Here is a 20,853-nt window from a genome sequence, read left to right on the forward strand (position 1 = left end):
CGCTTCTGTAAAATTCATATTCCATTAATAGTTATGAAGTATGCTCTTCTTTTTTCAGAATTTCTTCAATTACATTTTTCAATTCATTCTCAGGTCTAAATCCTCTGGCAATTAAATACGCTTGATTTTCTACCATTAAAACTACTGAAGGAAAACCATTAATCCCTGATTGCTGCCCTAATTGGAATTCTTGATATGTCTTTTCTTTATAAGTGGAATCTTCAAGTTTCGCTTTAAAGACTTCCCATGGTAAATCAAACTTTTCAGCCATAGATTGGTAATTTTCTACTTCATTTAAGCTGATACCCTTATCATATAAAGTAGATTGTAAAGTTGAAGCAAACTGGATATTTGACTTATTGGTCATGGATTTAAAAACTGTCATCGCAATACATGGCAATTCTGAATCAAGTATTAAACTTCCTTCTTCTAAAACCTTCAAATACGGCTCCCCAAATTTCACACCAGTCATTTCTTCTAGTCGTGGCATAGCTTCTTTAAGATAATCTTTCATTTCACTTAAAGGCTTAACTCTATCACCTAATACCATTCCACCACTAATTGCTTCAAACTGTATTGTTTCCTTGTATTCTTCCTCCAAGTTCTTAATTACTGGACTAAAGCCATAGCACCATCCGCAGAGAGGATCATAAAAATATAATAATTTCGCTTTTTTCATGTAGCTACATACGCTTTAGAAACAGAAGAGTTTTTAAAGCTTCAGAATTGTTTATCGAAATTCACCTGAAATCTGATAACCAAAAGAAGATGATGCATCATCAGGCTTAAGAGCCAATAGATACATTTTTGTTTTAGCGGGTACAGTGAATTTATATGGTAGGTCTTTAGTACTTATTAGATTATTCAAGTTTATTTTGAGCACCCCACTCATTTCATTATTCATTCCGTTATCTACATAAACCAAATAGAATTCACCATACTCTTCAGATGTAAATTCTATTTTATTCCGAAGCTGAGACATCTCCATTTTTGTCTCAAATTCTTTTTCATTAAAACTTTCTTCATCCTCTACCTCAAATTTACCTTTTGAAGGATGAAATGCGTAATAACTTTTTGATTCTCTTGGAATAAATAACTCCTGTTTATAATTCAGAAACTTTATGGGTAATGTAATGCTTTGAAAGTTCTTATTATGTGTCACCATAAAATGTAAATGGGGGCCAGAGCTCCAGCCCGTATTTCCACTAATTCCAATCAGTTGACCTTCTTCGATTCTATCTCCTTTTTTAACAAGGCTTCCATTTTTTACTAAATGTACATAGTCACCCAAAGTTCCATCCTCATGATACACCTTTATAAAATTACCAAAAGGCTCAAATTGAGGACCATTACCGCCTTTATTTGAATCTTCTTTAACATCGACCACTATTCCACTTCTTGCAGCATAAATTGAATCTCCGATTTCAAGATTGAAATCAATAGCATTGATTCCCTTATGTGTTCCAGAGCCATTATTTCCTTGCCCTACCCTAACTTTCTTACCATGCTTATAAGGTAATAAATAAGGAAAATCCTTATCCACTTTCAATGAAGGATCACCAATGGTGTAGAGGTAGCTAAAGTCAAATGAAGTACCTTGATTCTCTGTAACCTTCATTAATTCTAGTATTTTAATTTCATTTGAATTGGGAGGCACAGTAAATTGTAATTCTTTGTTGGCGTTATCTAATTTTAAGTTATCAAGCTTTTGGAAATTGATTTTAACACTATAAGGTACCTGCTCATGGTTAGTAGCATAAAATTCAAAACCATCAGTTGATTTATCATAACTTATGCTTATCGGTTTTTCCTGCCCAGAAGCTGATTGAAAAACCATTAAAGTAATAATGACAAAACTTAGCGTAGATAATAAAGTCCTCATAAATTAAACTTTATTAAATATACTTTTAAAATAGAATATAGTTGTGATTTAGCTTTTCCTATTACTTAGAAATTGGAAACAATAAGCTAATTTGAGCTGAAGGAACCTGATTAGTTGAAATATTCGGGTTTTCTTTTGTGAAATGGTTTACTGGTAAGATGTTGGCAAATCCTGACTTAAAGCTACCATCTAATTGCAGTATAAATATAGAAAAGTCATAAGAGACACCAAGACCTGCTGCTATGCCAAAATCCCCTCTATTATCATCCTCTAAACTGTAATCAATCTGATTTTGGATTAGGTCAATATCATTGGCTATAGTTTGATTTGCACTTAATGCCCAACCTACATAAACCCCTGCATTAACAAATACTTTGAAATTTTTAGAGCCAATAAATTGCCAATGCAAATAAATAGGTAGCTCTAAATACTGAATTCTAGTTATAAAAGTGTTTGTAAAATCTAATGTATTTTGACCCCAGCCTTTAGTAGTGTAATTAAGATCCGCTTGGACACCAATCTTATCAGATTGCATGTGGCGATAAGTTACACCATAGGTTGGAGCAAGAAAATAAGCTGCCCGGAAGTTGGTGATGACTGGACCTCTGGATCCCGTAAAAGAGCTGAAGTTCACATCAGGTATATTAACGCCACCCCTTATCCCAATGAAAGACTGACTCTGAAGGTTAAAATTCAGACATAAAAAAAGTATGAAAAATGAGAGTGCTATTTTCATACTACTTAAACTTTTCAAATTCAGAAATATTATGATTCTGAATTTTCTTTGTCTGTATTTCTTTTGTCAATGAAAGCTACAGCATTAACTAAACCTACTAAGGTCACTAAAATCCAAAAAAAAGTATTGGCTCCTTCTGTTACTGGTATATCGTAAAACATTTCTTTTTCTTTTTAATTATTGGCAAAAATATATGATAAGGATTTATCCTACAAGCAATATTGAATTACTTTTTGGCAGTATCTTTTTCAAGATTAAATAAATCATTCAATACTCCGATCAAAGTCTCTTCCTCTCCTCTTTTGCATGCAGCTTTTAATTGAAGTACAGGTAATTTTAAGATTTTCTGCATCATGCTTTTGGTTACCTTATCCACTATTTTGCAGTCTTCTTTTTCTATATCCTTAAGATAACGAGCCATCTCCTCCTGTCTGATCTGCTCTAATGCATTCTTAAGATTATTGATAGTAGGAGAAACGGCCATTTCTTTTGACCAATCATTGAATTCCTCCATTGACTCTTCAATGATTTCTTCTACCTGAGAAATAGCATTAATTCTTTTTTCTAGAGCCTCGTCCGCTTTACTTCTAACACTATCGACATTGTAAACTAATGCAGCAGGATTTTCCTCTACTTCATTGCTAACAGAACGAGGGACAGATAAATCGATAAAATATTTAAAACTTAAGATGTCTAATGCATCTACTTTTTCCTTTGTAAATATTGGTTCAGGTGCACCAACAGATGAAATGATTACATCTGCTTCATCAACACCATCCCACAATTCAGTAAATGGATGAACATCAAAATTACACTCAGCAGCAAGTTGCTGTGCTTTTTCTTCTGTTCTATTGGTTATTTTAACTGAAAATCTATTCTCACCTACTAAATTTCTACAAACATCTTCACCTATCTCCCCAACACCAACTACTAAAACTCTTGGGTTTTTAATGTCTAAAGTAAGCGTTTTAACTAATTCAGTGGCTGCATAAGATACTGATGCGGCTCCATCTCTAAAAGGTGTTTCTTGTACTACTCTCTTATTCGTGAAGAAGATAGTATGCATTAATCGATGCAGGAATGGACCGGCCAATTGTAAATCAGCAGATTGCTGGTATGCTCTTTTAACCTGATTTGAAATTTGAATATCCCCAACAACCTGAGCTTCTAAGCCCATGGAAACCCTGAAAATTCTTTGAACAGCTTTAATATGATCATTAATGATTTCGAAATAAGGTTTGAATGATTCGAAATCACTAATACCTTTTTCAATACCAATCAGTTTAATGATATCCTCTGACAATTCTTCTTCACTAAAATAATACACCTCTGTTCTGTTGCAGGTAGATAATACCATTACATCAGAAACTGCTGTATATTCCTTAAAATAATTCAATAATCTACCTATAGCTTCATCGCTTAATGAAACCTGCTCTCTTATTTCAATAGGAGCATTTTTGAAAGATAGACTTATTGCTTTAAAATTTTCTTTCATAGTGTTGAATGAATACGCAAAAATAGCCTTTAAGTAACAGTAATTAAAATAGATGTAAGTTGTTCTGCTTATTTATTTTTTTTCTAAATAAGACAAGCTAATTTTTACGACCATTTAACACAAAATTTCGCCAATTGATTCCAATTATTTTTTTAGCAAAATAAAATAACGAAATTCGTGCAAAATTTTACAAATGGAAACGAATACGATATTAGTAATAGGAGCAAACGGACAGTTAGGAACTGAGCTAACTTCAGAATTAAGAGCTATTTATGGGAGTACAAATGTTATTGCATCAGACATAAGAGCACCTAAAAAAGCTCCCCTTCCTAATGAACCATTTGAGCAGCTTGATGTAATGGATGCTGATAGCTTAGCTAAAATTGTCGATCAATATCATGTAACTGAAATTTATATGCTTGCAGCTATCCTATCGGCTAAAGGTGAGCAAAACCCAATCTTTGCCTGGGACCTAAATATGCAAAGTTTGCTTAATGTATTGGAGGTTGCCAGAGAAAAGAAATTATCTAAAATTTATTGGCCAAGTTCCATAGCTGTTTTTGGACCTAATTCTCCTGTAGATAATACACCTCAAGATTGTGTAATGGATCCTAATACGGTATATGGAATTAGCAAATTAGCCGGAGAAAGATGGTGCGCGTATTATCATGAAAAATACGGACTTGATGTAAGAAGCTTAAGATACCCTGGATTAATTGGATATAAATCTTTACCAGGTGGTGGCACTACCGATTATGCTGTTGACATCTTCCATAAAGCGTTAAATGGCGAGGATTTTGAATGTTATTTAAGAGAAGATTCTTATCTACCTATGATGTACATGCCAGATGCCATTAAAGCTACCATTGATTTAATGCAAGCACCTGCTGATAGCATCACTGTAAGATCAAGCTACAACTTAGGAGCTTTAAGTTTTACCCCAAAAGATATTTATGAAGTGATAAAAAAACATCATCCTGATTTTAAAATATCTTATAAAGTAGATTACAGACAAAAAATTGCGGATACCTGGCCTAATAGTATTGATGATTCTCAGGCTCAAAAAGATTGGAATTGGAAACCAAAATTCACTTTGGAAGATATGGTTGAAGATATTTTGAAAAAACTTCCAGCATATGAATTTTAATTCTATTTCAAGACTAGACACATATTAGAAGTTAAAAGCCCCGCGAACTTTAGATTAGCGGGGCTTTTTATTTAGTCATTCCCTACCATAAAAAGGGCGTTCGACATTAACATCTTGCCTTTATACCAGAAAGCTCTGAAAAGAGGATCATCCATCATATAAACAATTTCGCCTCTTCCAGTTGACTCAACTCCAAATACCATACTTTCTGATTGTAATTCATTCGCCTTGAAACCAGCAAATCCTGCAATATGGCTGTTACTATTTTTAATCACGCCAACATTCCAGCCATTCTTTAAATATTCGTATGCACTTCCTGAAGTTTTTAAACTGAAATATTGAGAATCTAAGCCGAAAGCTAATGGATGAGAAACATCCAGCGTCACATCATAAATTGCTCCGAAGATACTACTTGACAATTGTTCTCTTTCTGCATTTTCGTAAACAGCCAAGATCTCTTCTTTTTCCTCCTCTTCCTTAGACTGTAAATCTCCTTTTTCTTCATCGGCAAATAAAGAAACTGCGGAACCCATTACAATTAATTTCCCTCCAGCTTTTGCAAAATCCTTCAATCTATTCACATCATCTTCAGAAAAATCTCTGTATCTGCCAGAAGGCAAAATAATTTGATCATAATCAGAAAGGTTTACTCTATTAAAACTGCCAGTTCTTATGCTATTGATTGGATAATCTAATGACTGCTCGAAAAAATGCCAAATTTCACCATAAGCTAATGAGGAAACACCCTCATCCATTAAAACTGCAATTTTTGGTGCTTTTACAAATTGAATTTCAGTGGATCCTATATCGTAAATCTTATCAGCAAAACCAGTTGAAATAGGATATACTTCTACATCAAACTCCTCAGACATTTCACTTAGGTGTTCGCTCAAGTCATAAATGGTTTCATTATTAGTTCTCGTAATAATCAAACTCCCCTTATTAAATTCAACCTGATCAAACTTCAAGTTTTTATAAGCTACTCTTACTTTTATATTTCTTTTCATTGCCTCAGCTAAAAACTGAGCTGAATTGAAAGAATTCCACTTTACTCCGTAAGCATAAGCATTAAGCAATTGTTTTGAATCAAACTCTTCTACCTCAAGTGATTTTGGTATCAGCTTAGTTTTCACACCTATAGTCTCAAGTCCATACGCATAAGGAATTGACCATGCAGTAATATCATAGGTTAAGGAATCACTGTAATCCGGTTTTGGGTCAAAAAGTGCTTGAATCAAAGTAGATTTAGGCTGATATGAACTAATCAATAAATCCATTTCATTGCTTTCATAACTCACATTCGATCTATTGAAATAGCTATACCCACTGATTCTTTGATTTTTACCTAATTGTCCAACTTCAATTTTTTGACTTTCTAAGAAGGAAAGTAATGCTTTCAAATCATCCTTTTTTCGATCGTCCCATTTAATCACATAGGATTTAAACTCATCCTGAGGATTATTTATATTACGGTTAAAATATTTTCTAAATTCATTATTCAGCTTTGAGGCATTTTTAGATGCAATTTCTATGGTACTCATCCCCGTGGTATAATGGTGCTCAAGTCTATCTTTTAAGGTTAGAGTATCTCCTAAATTAGTTAAGGCTCCCAATCCAGCTCTCCCATTACCTGCTTGCTCATAGGTCATTCCTATTGCACCATTAAAGGTTGGGTAAGTATCACCATAGCTAGGGTAGAAGAGATCAAAACGTTCTCTTGTGAAATACAACCAATTGTTCTGATCAAAATACTTTGCATGGTTTTGACCAATTTGAGTCTGAAAATCCTTTTGCCAATCGGTAATTACTTCATGCAATGGTTCTGCTGCTGGTGCAAAATAATATGGGCTGTTGATAGATTGCTCGTGAAAATCAACATGAATATGCGGCATCCATTCATGATAAGCCTTCATTCTAGCTTTTGATTCGGCTTGTGTTTGCCAAGCCCAATCCCTATTTAAATCAAACAAATAATGGTTTGGTCTCCCACCTGGCCATGGCTCATCATGTTCTACAGCATCTAAATTCGGATTAAAATCCTTTGCTCCATATCTTCTGTAGAAATTCGCATATCGATCTCTACCATCGGGATTTACGCAAGGATCCATAATAACAACCGTGTTTTCTAGCCAACTCTCACTGTCCATCCCTCCTGTAAGTAATTCATAAGCAGTCTTCATTGAAGCCTCAGTTGAAGAAGCCTCATTTCCATGAATATTATAGCTTAACCAAACCATAGCGGTATTGGCAGCGCTTGATTGAGAACCAGTCAATCCTGTTTGAGCTACATTTGCTTCTCTTATTTCATCCAACTTTTGCAAGTTTTCAACCGATGAAATAACGGCATAGTATAAAGGCCTGCCTTCATAGGTTTCTCCATATTGAACTAATTTCATCTGATCTGAAGACTCAGATAAATACTTGAAGTAATCCACCACTTGGTGGTGAAAAGTAAACTTATCACCTAATTTGTAGCCTAACATCTCAGCTGGACTTTTAATATCCTGGCCAATCAGTATTTGTGAAGAAATAAAAAGTAGAAGAATAAAAATCTTTCTCATATTTAGAAAAGTTAGTTACAGATTAATTTTCAATCCAATTTACATTGATTTTTACTAAATCAATTAACAAATGATTCAGAAATCACATTTGTTTAGTTTAAGTGGTAGATATTCCCACTCATTGGAAAACTCATCTAATAAATTTAAACACAAGCACACTCTGTTTCATTGATTTCCATTATTTTAGCCAAAATTTGAAAATTGATTAATCATGAGTAGTAAAATAATAAGTGGGATTCAACAAATCGGTATAGGTGTATCTGATGTACATGCTGCTTTTAAATGGTATAGACAAAATTTTGGAATGAGTGTTCCAGTATTTGAAGAGGCCGCTGAAGCAGCATTAATGCTTCCCTATACTGGTGGTGAACCAAGAAGCAGACATGCTATTTTAGCTATCAATATGCAAGGTGGGGGCGGTTTTGAAATATGGCAATATACCTCCCGAACTCCTGAAGCGCCACAGTTCGAACCTCAATTAGGTGACCTAGGAATCAATATTGCTAAAATGAAAAGTAAAAATGTTGAGGCTACTTATGAACTATTTAATAAAAGAGGATTAAATGTTTTAGGTGATTTACAAAATGACCCTTACGGCAAACCTACATTTTTCGTAAAAGACCCATGGGATAACATTTTCCAAATTGTAACCTCTGACTCATGGTTTCAAAAAAGAAAAACTGATTTACCTGGAGGACCAAATGGTGCCATAATAGGAGTAACAGATATAGACAAGGCTAAAAAGCTTTATTCTGATATATTAGGTTACGATACAGTATTTTATGATGAAGAAGGAGTTTTTGAGGATTTAAAAGGTGTTCCAGGTGGTGATAAAAAAGTTAGAAGAGTTCTTCTTCGCCACAGCAAACCAAGAGAAGGAGCATTCAGTCCATTATTAGGTGCTTCGGAAATTGAATTGGTTGTTGCATTAAATAGAAAACCAAAGAAAATATTTGAAGATAGATTTTGGGGTGACTTAGGATATATTCATTTATGCTATGATGTAAATGGTATGCAGGCACTAAAAGAAGAATGTGAGTCTAATGGATTCCCTTTCACTGTAGATTCAGCAAATAGTTTTGACATGGGTGAGGCAGCTGGTCATTTTACTTATATTGAAGATCCTGATGGTGCCTTAATAGAGTTTGTTGAAACGCACAAAGTTCCAATTATGAAAAAAATTGGTTGGTATTTGAATCTTCAAAAAAGAGATCCGAAAAAACCATTACCAAAGTTCATGCTGAAAGCAATGGGCCTTAGTGAAGTTAAAGATTAAGTAAAAGCTCCTTTTGGGAGCTTTTTTTATGCTCTTAAAACTGACTTTATAGAACCAACTATTTCATCCGCTGGCCTAAACAAAATACTTTCATTAAATGAAAGTCTGATCTGACCGTCTTCATTCGGTGGACGTAACCATATATTATGTTTATTATCTAATTCATTAACAAAATGACCGATATCTATATTAGAATTAAAAGCTAATTCATAAATATTAGTCCCATTATCAATAGAAGAAATATTAATTTCATCTAGCTGATTTAGTGCTTTCACTATTTCTTTTGATGTGTCAGCCAACTTCTTAAATCTATCAGTAATTCCATCTAAATAATGAAGAGCCATCGCTGTATTAGTCCAGCTCTGATACATAGTGCCACCTAATATCTTAATTTGATGATGCATTCTGTCAATCAATTCAGCATCACCACATAAAATAGCTCCTCCATTCGCATTCAAGTATTTATACAATGAAATATATACAGTATCGAAAGGAGCAGCATATTCTTTCAAGCTTACACCCTGATAAGCCTCAGCATAATGAATTCTAGCTGCATCTAAATGCATTTTGTAAGCATTGCTTTTACAATAAGCGGCAATTTCCTGAATGGTGGCCAAAGGAACTGCTGTACCGTTTGCTCTCCTCACTGGGTTTTCAATCACTACTGTACCTATCCCACTTTTAAAAACCTCATTTTGATGAATATTTTGAATGGTTTCATCTAATTCCTCAGCAGTATAATAGGCTTTATTATTTTGAACTGGCACTAATCTTTTTCCATGGACACTTTGCGCAGAATCAGTTTCATCCCTGTATATATGAGAATTTTCAGGAACAATTACTTTAGTATTTTCAGCATTCAACATCTTAATGGCTAGCTGATTCGCCATAGTTCCAGTAGGTAAATAAATTGCTTTTTCTTTACCCGTTAATTCAGCAAGCTTTTCCTCCAACTTTTGAGTTGCTCCGCCAGTACCATAAACATCTGCAGAAATACTACTGGATTTGTTTATTTCTTGAAGTTTTTGAATGTAGTCATTAGGCTCATATGCCAAGCCATCATACACTAAATTTATTAACTTATTATTATCCCTTTTAAATAGATTATCTGAATAATCTTCCGCACTACCAATTCCTGGAAGTAAGATTGGTAAACTTGATAAGCCTAACTTTTTCAAAAAGTCTCTGCGGCTATTAAATGATGGTTTAGCTTTCATATTATCCATTTCTAATTTTCAATTAATTTAGTGACTGAATAATACAAAGCTTAATGAATCATTATAAAAATGATAATAAATTTCTACTATTTCCTAAAAATGACTTCATAAATAAAATAAGGGCCCTCTAGTGTTGAGAGCCCCTATTTTCTATATTGCTACTTTTACGATAGACTTAATCGGTATATGGTAGTTTTTCTTGAGCAATACATTTTTTTCTGTTACAGCCCAAACAGTTCCCACAGTATTTAGAAGTTCTCCTTCAGCGTTCATAAATTCAATTTTTACTGAAGTTTTATGCAAATTACCGAGAATTAAAGCTTTATTAAGTTTCTGTAATCTGATAAGGGCATCATTATCATCCAGTAATACATCGTTTTTAATAAATGAGATTTTTGAAAGGTCGTTTTTATCTATTGTTCTACTAACTAAAGTTTCCATAATTAAAAATTTAAAGTTCACGATATGTTTTCATCTAAAAACCTCAAAAAATCAATTATAGAAAATTAGCTGTTTATAGAGTATAATAAGATTTTCAGAAGAATGAATTCTTAAGTACTCATAGTTTTGGATAGAAATATCAACTGCCCATAATACTCTATGGATAGTATTTTTAATAGTTTTGGAATAAGCTTGTTGCTTCGATTGATATTCTAGAACAACATGAATAGTTTCAACTTCTTCGTTAATGTTACTACTTGCCGACAAGGGTAGGCTCAACATAAATGAAAAAGCTAATAGGAAAAATATGTTTCTTTTTATTTTATTCATATTAAATATCACAATGGATTATACATAATAATCATCCTTTTAGTTTCATTTTGTACTGAATAATTAAACTAACGCAAAATAAAAGCCCAACTTAGTTTAAGTTGGGCTTTTGACAAAGACTGTAGTTTACATAAATACGATACAATCAGCGTTTTATGCTTGGCTCTATCTAGTAAGCTTTTTATATTTTATTCTTTTAGGAATTGCATCATCGCCAAGCCTTTTCTTTCTATTCTCTTCATAATCAGAAAAGTTTCCTTCAAACCAATATACTTGAGAATCCCCTTCAAAGGCTAAAATATGGGTACAAATTCTATCTAAGAACCATCTATCGTGACTTATTATTACTGCACAACCTGCGAAGTTTTCTAAACCCTCCTCTAATGCACGTAGTGTATTTACATCCAAATCGTTAGTAGGCTCATCAAGCAATAATAAATTCGCTTCTTGCTTAATTGACATGGCAAGGTGAACTCTATTTCGCTCTCCACCTGACAATACTCCTACTTTCTTTTCTTGATCAGCACCTGCAAAATTAAACTTACTTACGTATGCTCTTGAGTTGATCTTATTATTCCCTAACTGAATCCATTCATTCCCTTCAGATATATTTTCCCAAACAGATTTATTAGGATCAAGATTATCATGTTCCTGATCTACATAAGAGATTTTCACAGTTTCTCCTACCTCAAAAGTACCAGCATCTGGCTCTTCTTTGCCCGTAATTAATTTAAATAATGTGGTTTTACCTGCACCATTAGGACCGATAATTCCAACAATACCCCCTTGTGGTAGAGAGAAATTTAAATCTTCATATAATAACTTATCACCATAAGCCTTGGCAACGCCTTTAGCCTCAATCACCTTGCTACCTAATCTAGGGCCTGGCGGTATAAAAAGCTCTAGTTTTTGTTCTTTTTCCTTACCCTCTTCATCGAGCATCTTCTCATAAGAACTTAAACGCGCTTTTGATTTAGCTTGACGTGCTTTTGGAGCCATTCTTACCCACTCTAACTCACGCTGCAAAGTTTTTTGCCTTTTTGATTCAGTCTTTTCTTCCTGAGCCAATCTTTTTTGCTTCTGGTCTAACCAGCTTGAGTAATTTCCTTTCCATGGAATGCCTTCACCTCTATCTAATTCTAAAATCCAGCCAGCAACATTATCTAGGAAATAACGATCGTGAGTAACGGCAATTACCGTTCCTTTATATTGTTGCAAATGATGTTCTAACCAATGCACAGACTCAGCATCTAAATGGTTAGTGGGCTCATCTAATAATAAAACGTCTGGTTCTTGAAGTAAAAGTCTACAAAGCGCTACTCTACGTTTTTCACCCCCTGATAAATTTTTAACTGGTGAGTCAGCTGGTGGAGTTCTCAATGCATCCATAGCCTGTTCTAATTTACTATCAAGCTCCCAAGCATTAACATGATCTAATTTCTCTTGAACTTTTGCTTGTTGTTCAATTAAATCATTCATTTTATCAGGATTATCCAGCACTTCCGGATCAGCGAATTTCTCATTTATCTCTTCGAATTCTTTTAAAAGATTAACCGTTTCCGCTACACCTTCTTCCACTACTTCTTTTACCGTTTTATTAGGATCGAGCTCTGGCTCCTGCTCTAACAAACCAACTGAATATTCTTTTGAAGCTACCACTTCGCCTTGGTAATCTTTATCAATACCAGCAATAATTTTCAGCAATGAAGATTTACCTGAACCATTAAGCCCTAAAACACCGATTTTAGCGCCATAATAAAATGATAAGTATATATCCTTTAAAACTGTTTTTTTGGGAGGGTAGATTTTGGAAACCCCCGCCATAGAAAAGATTATTTTTTCGTCACTCATATCGCTTTTTTGCTTTATTTTTCTTTTTATTCGAAATACTACATCAAATTACGTGATTACATAATTAATTACACAACTGCCGTTGGGCTATATTGCAAATTAAATTTATTTTTGCAGCAAATTATACAAAAACCAAATTATAATATTTTGACTGAATTACAGCAAGAATTGGCTTTCGTTGAAAACGGAAAGGTAATCTTAAAAGAACAAGAAGGTTTTCCTCAAAGAGAAATCGGTGAAGTAAAAGATGATGAAGCATCTGCTTTTCAGTTTTTTCAAGATCGATATGAAACCTTAAAAGAAAAGGTTGATAAAGTTCAGCACCAAATAGAGACTGAAGACAACAAAGGTTCTTTTTTGATGAAAGTACTTAATTTAAGAGAGTCTCTTTCTTCTTATGATGGTATTGGAGATTTTGTAGCCTTAAAAGAGCGTCTAGATATGTTGGAGAAAATGCTTGAGGATTACATAAGCCAAAACAGAAAACGTAATCTTGATGTCAAAACTACTTTGGTTGAAGAAGCGAAAAGCTATGCTGCGAATCCTGATTGGAAAGAAGCTACTGAAAAATTAAAAGAGCTTCGACAGCGCTGGATTAGAGTTGGTGCCGTAGATGAAGATAAGAAAGAAGAGATTGAAAATGCTTTCCAGGCTATTTATGATGAGTTTTATGAAAAGAAAAAATCATTTTATGAAGCTAAGAAAGAAATGATGGTTACAAGAGAAAAGCAATATGAAGCTTTAATTGAAAAAGCTAAAAAATTGCAATCTCAAGAAAAAGATAGTGATCAGTTAGCTAAAAAAGTTGAATCTTTAGTACAGGAATGGAAAGAATTAGAAAATATCCCTAAGGATAAATATGCTAACTTATTAAAAGAGTTTAAAAAGTATACCCATAGAAAATCATCTGGCAAAGCTTCTAAAGCCACTAAGAAAGAGAATAACGATAAGGAAAAGACTAGTTTATTAAATGAATTAAAAGAAGCCAAAACTCTTGATTCTGATAAAGCTGTTGAAATAGCAAAATCAATCCAACAGAAATGGAAAAACCTTGGTAAAACTTTTGATCATTCATTAAATGATGAATACTTTACCTTAAATGACTATATTTTTGAAAAGCACTTTTTGGAGTCCTTATTTAAAAAGAAGGCTAAAAAAGATTTAGGTGAAAAAGATGCTGTTAAATTTAAAATGAATATTTTAAGAGATTTAATAGCTAGAGACCAAAAAGAATTAAATGTATTTGAAGAAAACCTAGAAAAATTTAATTTAGGAACTCAGAAACTAGATAAATTGGTAGGTTATAAACATGAAAAACAAAAAAGAAAGCTTACTGTAAAACAACAAATCATGGATGAATTACGTGATTTGAACAAAAATTTAAAATAATTTGAACTTTGTGTATATTTTTTTAGTATGCTAGTAAAAGTCATAAGCAATTAAGGCTTTGATTTATAATTTTTTATCATACTTTTGCGCATCAAAAAAATACGGTAGAATATGTATTGGACATTAGAATTAGCTTCATACTTAGAAGATGCTCCGTGGCCAGCCACTAAAGACGAATTAATCGATTTTGGTATTCGTTCTGGAGCACCATTGGAAGTTGTAGAAAACTTACAAGAATTAGAGGATGATGGTCAGCCTTATGAAAACATAGAGGAGATTTGGCCTGATTATCCATCAAAAGAAGATTTCTTCTTTAATGAGGATGAATATTAGCTGAGTGGTGTTAAAACACTCAGCTTAAGCATATAATTTAGCCCAGAAATGGGCTAAATACATTCCTCCTTCCTATTTAAATTAGAGTTTATAAACTCTAGACCATTACTTATTGGCTAATAATGCTTCGGCTATTACCAAATCTTCCGGAGTTGTAATTTTAATATTTCGATAATCCCCTTCAATCAAGCTGACATCTTTACCATAGGCTTCCACCACAGAAGCATCATCGGTAAAATGATTTTTGAATTCAGTATTATAAGCTGATTTTAAAAGATCAACTGAAAAAGTTTGTGGCGTTTGAACCATCCTTAAAGTGGATCGATCGATGTTTTTTGATTTTCCATCTTCTGTAAGTTGCCTTACTGAATCTTTCATTTTTACTGCGGTAATCACGGCTTGTTTTTTATTCGCTAAACTAAAAGATTCATGTATTATTTCAGCTGACACGAAGGGACGAACGCCATCATGAATGGCAACTAATCCTTCATCTACATGCTCTAAAGCATTTTTCACGGAATGAAAACGAGTTTCTCCACCTGCTACTACCTTATGCGTTATATAATTTTGGTGCCAGACATTTAGCTCATCCCAGAATTGAATTTCTTCCTTTGGTAAGGTAATAATCAATTCAATTTCAGGATCAGCTATATTAAATGCCTGTAGGGTATGGATTAATATGGGGGTGCCTCCTAACTTAAGGAATTGTTTAGGAAGACTCTCTCCCATTCTTTTACCAGTACCACCTGCCACAATTATCGCATACTTTTTCATTCCTCTTAATAATATCTGTAAATAAAAAAGGGATGATTAACATCCCTATTCCTTATCATATTTTAATTTGATTCTATTCTTTCACAATAAATTCAACCCTTCTGTTAATCTCTCTTCCCATTACCTCATCATCATTACTAACGATAGGTCTCTCTTCACCATATCCGGTTGCGTTTAATCGTCTTCTATCAATTCCTTTATCAGTTAAATAGTCAACTACTTTATTAGCTCTTAACTGAGATAGTTTTTTATTGAATGAAGCGGCACCAACATTATCTGTGTGTCCGGCAATTTCAACATTCACTTGAGGATTAGCCTCCATGAAGCTTACCATCTTATTTAATTCTTCATAAGATTCCGTTGTAAAGGTAGCCTTACCAAATTCAAAGAAAATATTTCTTAAAGTTTTAGATGTCCCAACCTCTGGCTTGCTCAACCTTAAAGTTTGTCTTACCACTTGCTCTTCAGCTGTTGAAGCAGGAATTGAAATTCTTTTATTGGCAAAAATATACCCTTGCTTTTCAGCAGAAAGCATAAAATTAGTAGGTTCTTCCCTTACAATCACATACGTATAAATCCCGTTGTCTTTACTCTCAGCGGGGACATTAATATTATCCTCCTGACCTTTCAATTTAACATTTGCGTCAATTGGCTGACCATTTCCTGCATCTAAAACTCTGACCATTAATTTAACAGGTGCACCTGTGGTAGGCTTTTCTTCCGGAGTTTCTTTTACTTCTACCTTCTCAACTATTTGCTCTTTTTCCTTCTCTTCTCCCTCATCTACATTAGCGGTTTTACTTTCTAATTTTTTATCTGAATCATCTTCTGCTCCACCAATTTTAACTCTGTAAATATCATTATACCCCATCCCCTCTTCTCTAACAGTAGCGTAATAACCCGTTTTACCATCTTTTGTCATTACAAAGTAAATATCATCATCAGGTGTATTTAAAGGATACCCAAGGTTTTCAGGATTACTCCATTGGCTACTTGCACTATCATATTCAGATTTAAAAATATCAAATCCTCCCATGCCATTATGACCAGTAGAACTGAAATAAAGGGTTTTACCATCAAAAGTGATGAAAGTACCATCTTCATCTCCTTCAGTATTAATTACATTTCCAATATTCTTTGAAGGTCCCCATTCTCCTTTTTTGTTTTTAGTTGAATAATAAATATCAAAACCCCCAAAACCACCTGGGCGGTTACTAGCAAAGAATAAGGTATTTCCATCAGCAGTCTGCGAAACTGACTTTTCATTATATCCACTTGAATTAATATTGTCACTTAATGCTATAGGCTCAGACCAAGTATCTTCAGAAAGGTTATTGGTAAAATAAATATCACCATTTCCTTCGTCACTGTAGATGTATAATGTTTTACCATCTGGTGAAAAACCGAAGTTCGAATCATGATATTTTGTATTAACAACTGGACCAATGTTTTCAGCTGGCTGCCATTCTCCTCCTGATTTCCTTGAAATAAAAATATCTTCATAATAGAAGTTATCATCAAATACGTTTTCGTTTAAGTTTCCCTGATCAGGTCCTCTACGAGATGTGAAAATCATGATGGTTTCATCAGCATTTACCACTGGGGCATAATCTAAAGCCATTGAATTAATGGCTGTACCAGCATTTTTAATGGAATAGTTAACCGGATCCGCCATCAATTTTTTACCCGTATTACATTCATCAATGCGCCTAACTACTTCATTCATGGGTTTTAAATCCGAACCATTGTAACCCGTATTACTTTCAAGCTTCTGTTTGTATTTATTGTAGTATTCAATAGCATTATCAAATTCATATCCATATTGATAAGCTTGGCCTATCTTGTAAAGCATGTCAAATTTATAATCCGAATCAAGTTGATAGGCACGTAACAAATATTGAGTTGCCTTAGCTTTTTCGGTAGTTTGCAGGTATGTATCTCCAGTTTTGAAGTTTGCTTCTACACTATTCGGATCAGCATCGGCAGCTAATTTATACATATCCAAAGCCTGAGTTAGCACACGTGTTTCCTTCAAAATTTCTTCTGCTATCAACAAATACTCCTTGGCCATATCAGGATTAGCCTCTTGTGCTTTCAGCTGCGAGCCAATAGTTACAGTTAAAAGTAAAACAAAAAAGAATCTAATTTTATATATCATCGTATTCTTTAATTCGGTAAAATATAGCGAGTTAGGTCGCTTCACTAAAATAATCACTTAAATTAAACTACTTTTTATGTTATATCAAAAAAAGTAGCCAAATCTTCCTGTTTTTATTCAAAATTTTATGGGATGAAGTGATAAATATATAAATGTTGACCCACTTTTTTTCAATTTATGCTTTTTTTTAGTATTGACTTAAGCTCACTAATAAATTTTAAGATTTACCCCAAAGCTTACACTCACTTAGTATTAGAACAAAACTAACAATTCTTTCTAAAACTTAAGTTTTTATGCCAGCTAAAGCCTTTATATTTGCAGTATGAAGCGAATAAAAAATGCAGAATTTATAATCAGTAATACTGATTTCAGAAAAAGTCCTAAAACTGATTTAGCTGAATACGCTTTCATTGGAAGGTCAAATGTTGGTAAATCTTCATTAATCAATATGCTGACTGACCGAAAGAATCTGGCAAAAACTTCTTCCAGACCAGGCAAAACTCAATTAATTAATCACTTTTTGATGGATAAAAAGTGGTACTTAGTTGATTTACCAGGATACGGTTATGCTAAAGTAAGCAAGAAAACCAATGAAAATTGGGGTAAAATGATTAGTGATTACCTGATTAATAGAGAGAATCTTGTTTGTGTTTTTGTGCTTATTGATTCCAGATTACCTCCTCAAAAAGCCGATGTTGAATTTTTAGATTTCGTAGGTAAAAAAGGATTACCTTTGGCATTAATTTTCACCAAAGCTGATAAACAATCTATTAATAAAACACAGAAAAATATAGCTGTGTTCAAAAAACATATGCTGGGAAGCTGGGAAGAATTCCCTCCCTTCTTTATTAGTTCTGCAGAAAAAAAATCAGGTAAAGAGGAAATTTTAGGATTTATTGACCAAATGAATTCTGCCTGGGAAGAGCAGAATTAATTAGCTCATCGCATCCTCCACCATTTTCTTAGATCCTACATAAAAAGGAACTCTTTGATGTAGTGAATCAGGTTGTATATCTAAAATTCTTTTTTCTCCATCAGTAGCTAAACCACCTGCTTGCTCACAAATCATGGCTAAAGCATTGCATTCATAATTTAGCCTAAGCTTACCATTTGGTGCTTTCTCGGTTGAAGGATAAATATAAATCCCTCCTTTCAATAAGTTTCTGTGGAAATCAGCTACTAAAGAACCTATATAACGAGCTGTATACTTTTTATCTTTACAGTTTTCTATGTATTTCTGAACTTTAGGTTCGAAACTCCTATAGCCTCCTTCATTAATAGAATAAATTTTTCCATCCTCTGGTATTTTCATATCAGCATGCGAAAGAAAAAACTCGCCTAATGAAGGATCATAAGTAAAACCATTCACACCCCGACCAGTCGTATACACTAACATGGTAGAAGAACCATACAATAAATATCCTGCCGCAACTTGCTCAGATCCTTTTTGTAAAACATCTTCCTTGGTTACCTTACTCCCAACAGGAGAAACTCTTCGGAAAATAGAGAAGATTGTACCAATAGAAACATTAACATCAATATTAGAAGAACCATCCAGAGGATCCATCGCTACAATATACCTTCCATCTTCATTATTAAGATCTAAGATTTCATCATCTTCTTCAGATACAATAGCACAAACTTCACCACCATTTTTCAAGGCACGGATAAAACGGATATTAGCAATAACATCTAGTTTTTGTTGTTCTTCACCTTGAACATTTTCAGTTCCGTAAGCACCGCTAATATTAATTAAGCCCGCTCTATTAACTTCTCTGTCAATGATTTTTCCAGCTAGGGCTATATCTCTTAAAAGTTGAGAAAGTTCACCTGATGCAAAGGCAAAATCATTTTGTTTTTTCTTAATAAATCTGTCTAAAGTGATACCAACGGAGGTGGCTAATTTAGTTTGCATGCAATATTTTTTTGTATTGCCGCTAAATTATGAAAAAATTGCAGCTTATTTTGCCAATCCATATAAAAACAAATGTATGCAAGTATTTAAATTTGGTGGTGCTTCCATAAAAAGTGCAGACGCAGTTCGCAATATGGTAGAAATCCTAAAAAGATTTCCTGATGAAAAAATCCTTATTGTAGTTTCTGCTATGGGTAAAACCACCAATGCACTGGAAGAAATACTTCATTTAAAACTTAAAAAACTATCAACTAAAGCAGCTATTCAAAAACTTTATGACGATCATGCTAATATCGTCAATTCATTATTTGATGATCATGCATCTGAACCTTTAGAATTTCTTCAAAGCATTTTTGAGGAATTAGAAAATAGCCTGGAAAAAATTGACATAAACCATTATGATCAATCGTACGATAGTATTATTTCATATGGCGAAATCATCTCTTCGAATTTATTATTAAAATATTTAGAGCTAAAGGAATTCTCTATTACTAAAGTAAATGCTTATAAGTTAGTGAGAACGGATGATACTTTTCGAGATGCCTCTGTAAACTGGATAAAAACTAAAGAAACAATTTCTGAAAAAGTTAAAAATGAATTTACAAATCATCAACTATTAATTACTCAAGGATTTTTAGGCGGCACTGAAGAAGGACAAATAACTACCCTAGGACGTGAGGGTTCAGACTTTAGCGCAGCCATATTTGCTTATTCTCTAAATGCTAAAGCGGTAACAATCTGGAAAGATGTTCCTGGTATCTTAAATGCTGATCCTAAAAAAATTCAGGATGCGGTATTGTATCAAGAACTTTCATACAAAGAAGCGGCTGAAATGACGTATTATGGCGCTTCAGTGATCCATCCTAAAACAATTAAGCCTTTGGCAAATGCTGGAATCCCTATGCACGTTAGGTCATTTAGTAAAGCTGATAAAGGAGGAACAATCATTCATGATTGCAAAGTAATTCACGAAATCCCTTGTATAATAATTAAGGAAAAACAAAGCCTAATTAGCTTTCAATTGAATGATTTTACCTTTATTACAGAATCACTTATTGGTAAAATCTTCGATTCTCTAAACAAGCATCATATCAAAATAAATATGATGCAAAACACTGCTATTTCATTCTCAATTTGTGTGAATGATGATTTGCATCGCTTAGATCAACTCATGAGTGAACTAAAAAATGACTTTTCAATCCTTTATAATACAGGCTTAGAATTGATCACGATTAAAAACTTCAATGAAAGTCTTATAGACAGAATGATTCACAAGAAGGAAATATACCTCGAACAAAGAACTAGAAAGAACTATCAAGTAGTGGTAAAGAGCCTAGAATCTAGATAA

Annotated in this window: 19 protein-coding genes; 6 read left to right on the forward strand and 13 right to left on the reverse strand. The window is 33.5% G+C overall.

Translation table 11 applies throughout. The features are described from left to right. Positions 1-31 precede the first annotated feature (31 nt). The 5 genes from QYS47_RS16400 to hemA form a co-directional block, all read right to left on the reverse strand. Positions 32-679, reverse strand: a complete 648-nt coding sequence (locus tag QYS47_RS16400; RefSeq protein ID WP_308355671.1) for a DsbA family protein — start codon at positions 677-679, stop codon at positions 32-34. 51 nt (positions 680-730) lie between these two features. Continuing rightward, positions 731-1,882, reverse strand: a complete 1,152-nt coding sequence (locus QYS47_RS16405) for a M23 family metallopeptidase (protein ID WP_302122734.1) — start codon at positions 1,880-1,882, stop codon at positions 731-733. Positions 1,883-1,943: 61 nt separating this feature from the next. Then, on the reverse strand, positions 1,944-2,618 hold the full coding sequence (locus tag QYS47_RS16410; protein ID WP_322347159.1) for a porin family protein: 675 nt from the start codon (positions 2,616-2,618) through the stop codon (positions 1,944-1,946). Between the two features lie 29 nt (positions 2,619-2,647). Beyond that, positions 2,648-2,779, reverse strand: coding sequence for a hypothetical protein (locus tag QYS47_RS16415; protein WP_302122729.1), 132 nt, complete (start codon positions 2,777-2,779; stop codon positions 2,648-2,650). Between the two features lie 65 nt (positions 2,780-2,844). Beyond that, on the reverse strand, positions 2,845-4,113 hold the full coding sequence (gene hemA, locus QYS47_RS16420; protein WP_308355667.1) for a glutamyl-tRNA reductase: 1,269 nt from the start codon (positions 4,111-4,113) through the stop codon (positions 2,845-2,847). A gap of 193 nt (positions 4,114-4,306) precedes the next feature. Here hemA and QYS47_RS16425 point away from each other — a divergent pair, with 193 nt between their 5' ends. After that, on the forward strand, positions 4,307-5,260 hold the full coding sequence (locus tag QYS47_RS16425) for an NAD-dependent epimerase/dehydratase family protein (RefSeq protein ID WP_322347160.1): 954 nt from the start codon (positions 4,307-4,309) through the stop codon (positions 5,258-5,260). A gap of 71 nt (positions 5,261-5,331) precedes the next feature. Here QYS47_RS16425 and QYS47_RS16430 read toward each other — a convergent pair whose 3' ends face one another. Beyond that, entirely contained in the window at positions 5,332-7,821 is a 2,490-nt protein-coding gene (locus tag QYS47_RS16430; protein WP_322347161.1) for a M14 family metallopeptidase, read from the reverse strand. A 211-nt stretch (positions 7,822-8,032) separates the two neighbouring features. Here QYS47_RS16430 and QYS47_RS16435 point away from each other — a divergent pair, with 211 nt between their 5' ends. After that, positions 8,033-9,097 (forward strand): VOC family protein, encoded by a 1,065-nt coding sequence (locus QYS47_RS16435; RefSeq protein ID WP_322347162.1) that lies wholly within the window; start codon positions 8,033-8,035, stop codon positions 9,095-9,097. Between the two features lie 26 nt (positions 9,098-9,123). On the opposite strand, the gene QYS47_RS16440 is transcribed toward QYS47_RS16435, so the two are convergent. The 4 genes from QYS47_RS16440 to ettA all read right to left on the reverse strand — a co-directional run bounded on the left by QYS47_RS16440 (position 9,124) and on the right by ettA (position 12,936). Beyond that, entirely contained in the window at positions 9,124-10,323 is a 1,200-nt protein-coding gene (locus QYS47_RS16440; RefSeq protein ID WP_322347163.1) for a threonine aldolase family protein, read from the reverse strand. Positions 10,324-10,464: 141 nt separating this feature from the next. Further along, positions 10,465-10,755: a hypothetical protein gene (locus QYS47_RS16445; protein ID WP_302122713.1), complete on the reverse strand. Its 291-nt coding sequence runs from the start codon at positions 10,753-10,755 to the stop codon at positions 10,465-10,467. A 51-nt stretch (positions 10,756-10,806) separates the two neighbouring features. Beyond that, positions 10,807-11,085, reverse strand: coding sequence for a hypothetical protein (locus QYS47_RS16450; RefSeq protein ID WP_308355660.1), 279 nt, complete (start codon positions 11,083-11,085; stop codon positions 10,807-10,809). 165 nt (positions 11,086-11,250) lie between these two features. Next, positions 11,251-12,936, reverse strand: a complete 1,686-nt coding sequence (gene ettA / locus QYS47_RS16455; RefSeq protein ID WP_308355659.1) for an energy-dependent translational throttle protein EttA — start codon at positions 12,934-12,936, stop codon at positions 11,251-11,253. A gap of 147 nt (positions 12,937-13,083) precedes the next feature. Here ettA and QYS47_RS16460 point away from each other — a divergent pair, with 147 nt between their 5' ends. Together QYS47_RS16460 and QYS47_RS16465 are read left to right on the forward strand one after the other, a co-directional pair. Further along, a complete protein-coding gene (locus tag QYS47_RS16460) occupies positions 13,084-14,325 on the forward strand; it encodes a DUF349 domain-containing protein (RefSeq protein WP_322347164.1) in 1,242 nt (413 codons plus the stop codon). 111 nt (positions 14,326-14,436) lie between these two features. Beyond that, entirely contained in the window at positions 14,437-14,658 is a 222-nt protein-coding gene (locus QYS47_RS16465) for a DUF2795 domain-containing protein (RefSeq protein ID WP_013454973.1), read from the forward strand. Positions 14,659-14,763: 105 nt separating this feature from the next. On the opposite strand, the gene QYS47_RS16470 is transcribed toward QYS47_RS16465, so the two are convergent. Next, the gene (locus QYS47_RS16470; RefSeq protein ID WP_322347165.1) at positions 14,764-15,432 is read right to left on the reverse strand and encodes a 2-C-methyl-D-erythritol 4-phosphate cytidylyltransferase; all 669 of its coding nucleotides are present in this window, start codon (positions 15,430-15,432) and stop codon (positions 14,764-14,766) included. Positions 15,433-15,505: 73 nt separating this feature from the next. Beyond that, positions 15,506-17,590 (reverse strand): OmpA family protein, encoded by a 2,085-nt coding sequence (locus QYS47_RS16475; protein WP_322347166.1) that lies wholly within the window; start codon positions 17,588-17,590, stop codon positions 15,506-15,508. Positions 17,591-17,912: 322 nt separating this feature from the next. Here QYS47_RS16475 and yihA point away from each other — a divergent pair, with 322 nt between their 5' ends. Next, entirely contained in the window at positions 17,913-18,524 is a 612-nt protein-coding gene (gene yihA / locus QYS47_RS16480) for a ribosome biogenesis GTP-binding protein YihA/YsxC (RefSeq protein ID WP_302122690.1), read from the forward strand. Here yihA and fbp read toward each other — a convergent pair whose 3' ends face one another. Then, positions 18,525-19,505: a class 1 fructose-bisphosphatase gene (gene fbp / locus QYS47_RS16485; protein WP_308355655.1), complete on the reverse strand. Its 981-nt coding sequence runs from the start codon at positions 19,503-19,505 to the stop codon at positions 18,525-18,527. On the opposite strand from fbp, the gene QYS47_RS16490 reads away from it, so the two are divergent. Further along, positions 19,504-20,853 carry an aspartate kinase gene (locus QYS47_RS16490; RefSeq protein WP_322347167.1) on the forward strand — a complete coding sequence of 450 codons (1,350 nt, stop codon included), beginning with the start codon at positions 19,504-19,506 and terminating at the stop codon, positions 20,851-20,853. The two genes, fbp and QYS47_RS16490, sit on opposite strands and share 2 nt — an antisense overlap.

Source organism: Marivirga arenosa, assembly GCF_030503875.2.
In the GTDB taxonomy this organism is placed as follows: domain Bacteria; phylum Bacteroidota; class Bacteroidia; order Cytophagales; family Cyclobacteriaceae; genus Marivirga; species Marivirga arenosa.

Excerpts from the sequence above, each read along its gene's own strand:
- QYS47_RS16400 (WP_308355671.1), bottom strand. The coding sequence starts at position 679 with ATGAAAAAAGCGAAATTATTATATTTTTATGATCCTCTCTGCGGATGG.
- QYS47_RS16405 (WP_302122734.1), bottom strand. The coding sequence starts at position 1,882 with ATGAGGACTTTATTATCTACGCTAAGTTTTGTCATTATTACTTTAATG.
- QYS47_RS16410 (WP_322347159.1), bottom strand. The coding sequence starts at position 2,618 with ATGAAAATAGCACTCTCATTTTTCATACTTTTTTTATGTCTGAATTTT.
- QYS47_RS16415 (WP_302122729.1), bottom strand. The coding sequence starts at position 2,779 with ATGTTTTACGATATACCAGTAACAGAAGGAGCCAATACTTTTTTTTGG.
- hemA (WP_308355667.1), bottom strand. The coding sequence starts at position 4,113 with ATGAAAGAAAATTTTAAAGCAATAAGTCTATCTTTCAAAAATGCTCCT.
- QYS47_RS16425 (WP_322347160.1), top strand. The coding sequence starts at position 4,307 with ATGGAAACGAATACGATATTAGTAATAGGAGCAAACGGACAGTTAGGA.
- QYS47_RS16430 (WP_322347161.1), bottom strand. The coding sequence starts at position 7,821 with ATGAGAAAGATTTTTATTCTTCTACTTTTTATTTCTTCACAAATACTG.
- QYS47_RS16435 (WP_322347162.1), top strand. The coding sequence starts at position 8,033 with ATGAGTAGTAAAATAATAAGTGGGATTCAACAAATCGGTATAGGTGTA.
- QYS47_RS16440 (WP_322347163.1), bottom strand. The coding sequence starts at position 10,323 with ATGGATAATATGAAAGCTAAACCATCATTTAATAGCCGCAGAGACTTT.
- QYS47_RS16445 (WP_302122713.1), bottom strand. The coding sequence starts at position 10,755 with ATGGAAACTTTAGTTAGTAGAACAATAGATAAAAACGACCTTTCAAAA.
- QYS47_RS16450 (WP_308355660.1), bottom strand. The coding sequence starts at position 11,085 with ATGAATAAAATAAAAAGAAACATATTTTTCCTATTAGCTTTTTCATTT.
- ettA (WP_308355659.1), bottom strand. The coding sequence starts at position 12,936 with ATGAGTGACGAAAAAATAATCTTTTCTATGGCGGGGGTTTCCAAAATC.
- QYS47_RS16465 (WP_013454973.1), top strand. The coding sequence starts at position 14,437 with ATGTATTGGACATTAGAATTAGCTTCATACTTAGAAGATGCTCCGTGG.
- QYS47_RS16470 (WP_322347165.1), bottom strand. The coding sequence starts at position 15,432 with ATGAAAAAGTATGCGATAATTGTGGCAGGTGGTACTGGTAAAAGAATG.
- QYS47_RS16475 (WP_322347166.1), bottom strand. The coding sequence starts at position 17,590 with ATGATATATAAAATTAGATTCTTTTTTGTTTTACTTTTAACTGTAACT.
- yihA (WP_302122690.1), top strand. The coding sequence starts at position 17,913 with ATGAAGCGAATAAAAAATGCAGAATTTATAATCAGTAATACTGATTTC.
- QYS47_RS16490 (WP_322347167.1), top strand. The coding sequence starts at position 19,504 with ATGCAATATTTTTTTGTATTGCCGCTAAATTATGAAAAAATTGCAGCT.
- fbp (WP_308355655.1), bottom strand. The coding sequence starts at position 19,505 with ATGCAAACTAAATTAGCCACCTCCGTTGGTATCACTTTAGACAGATTT.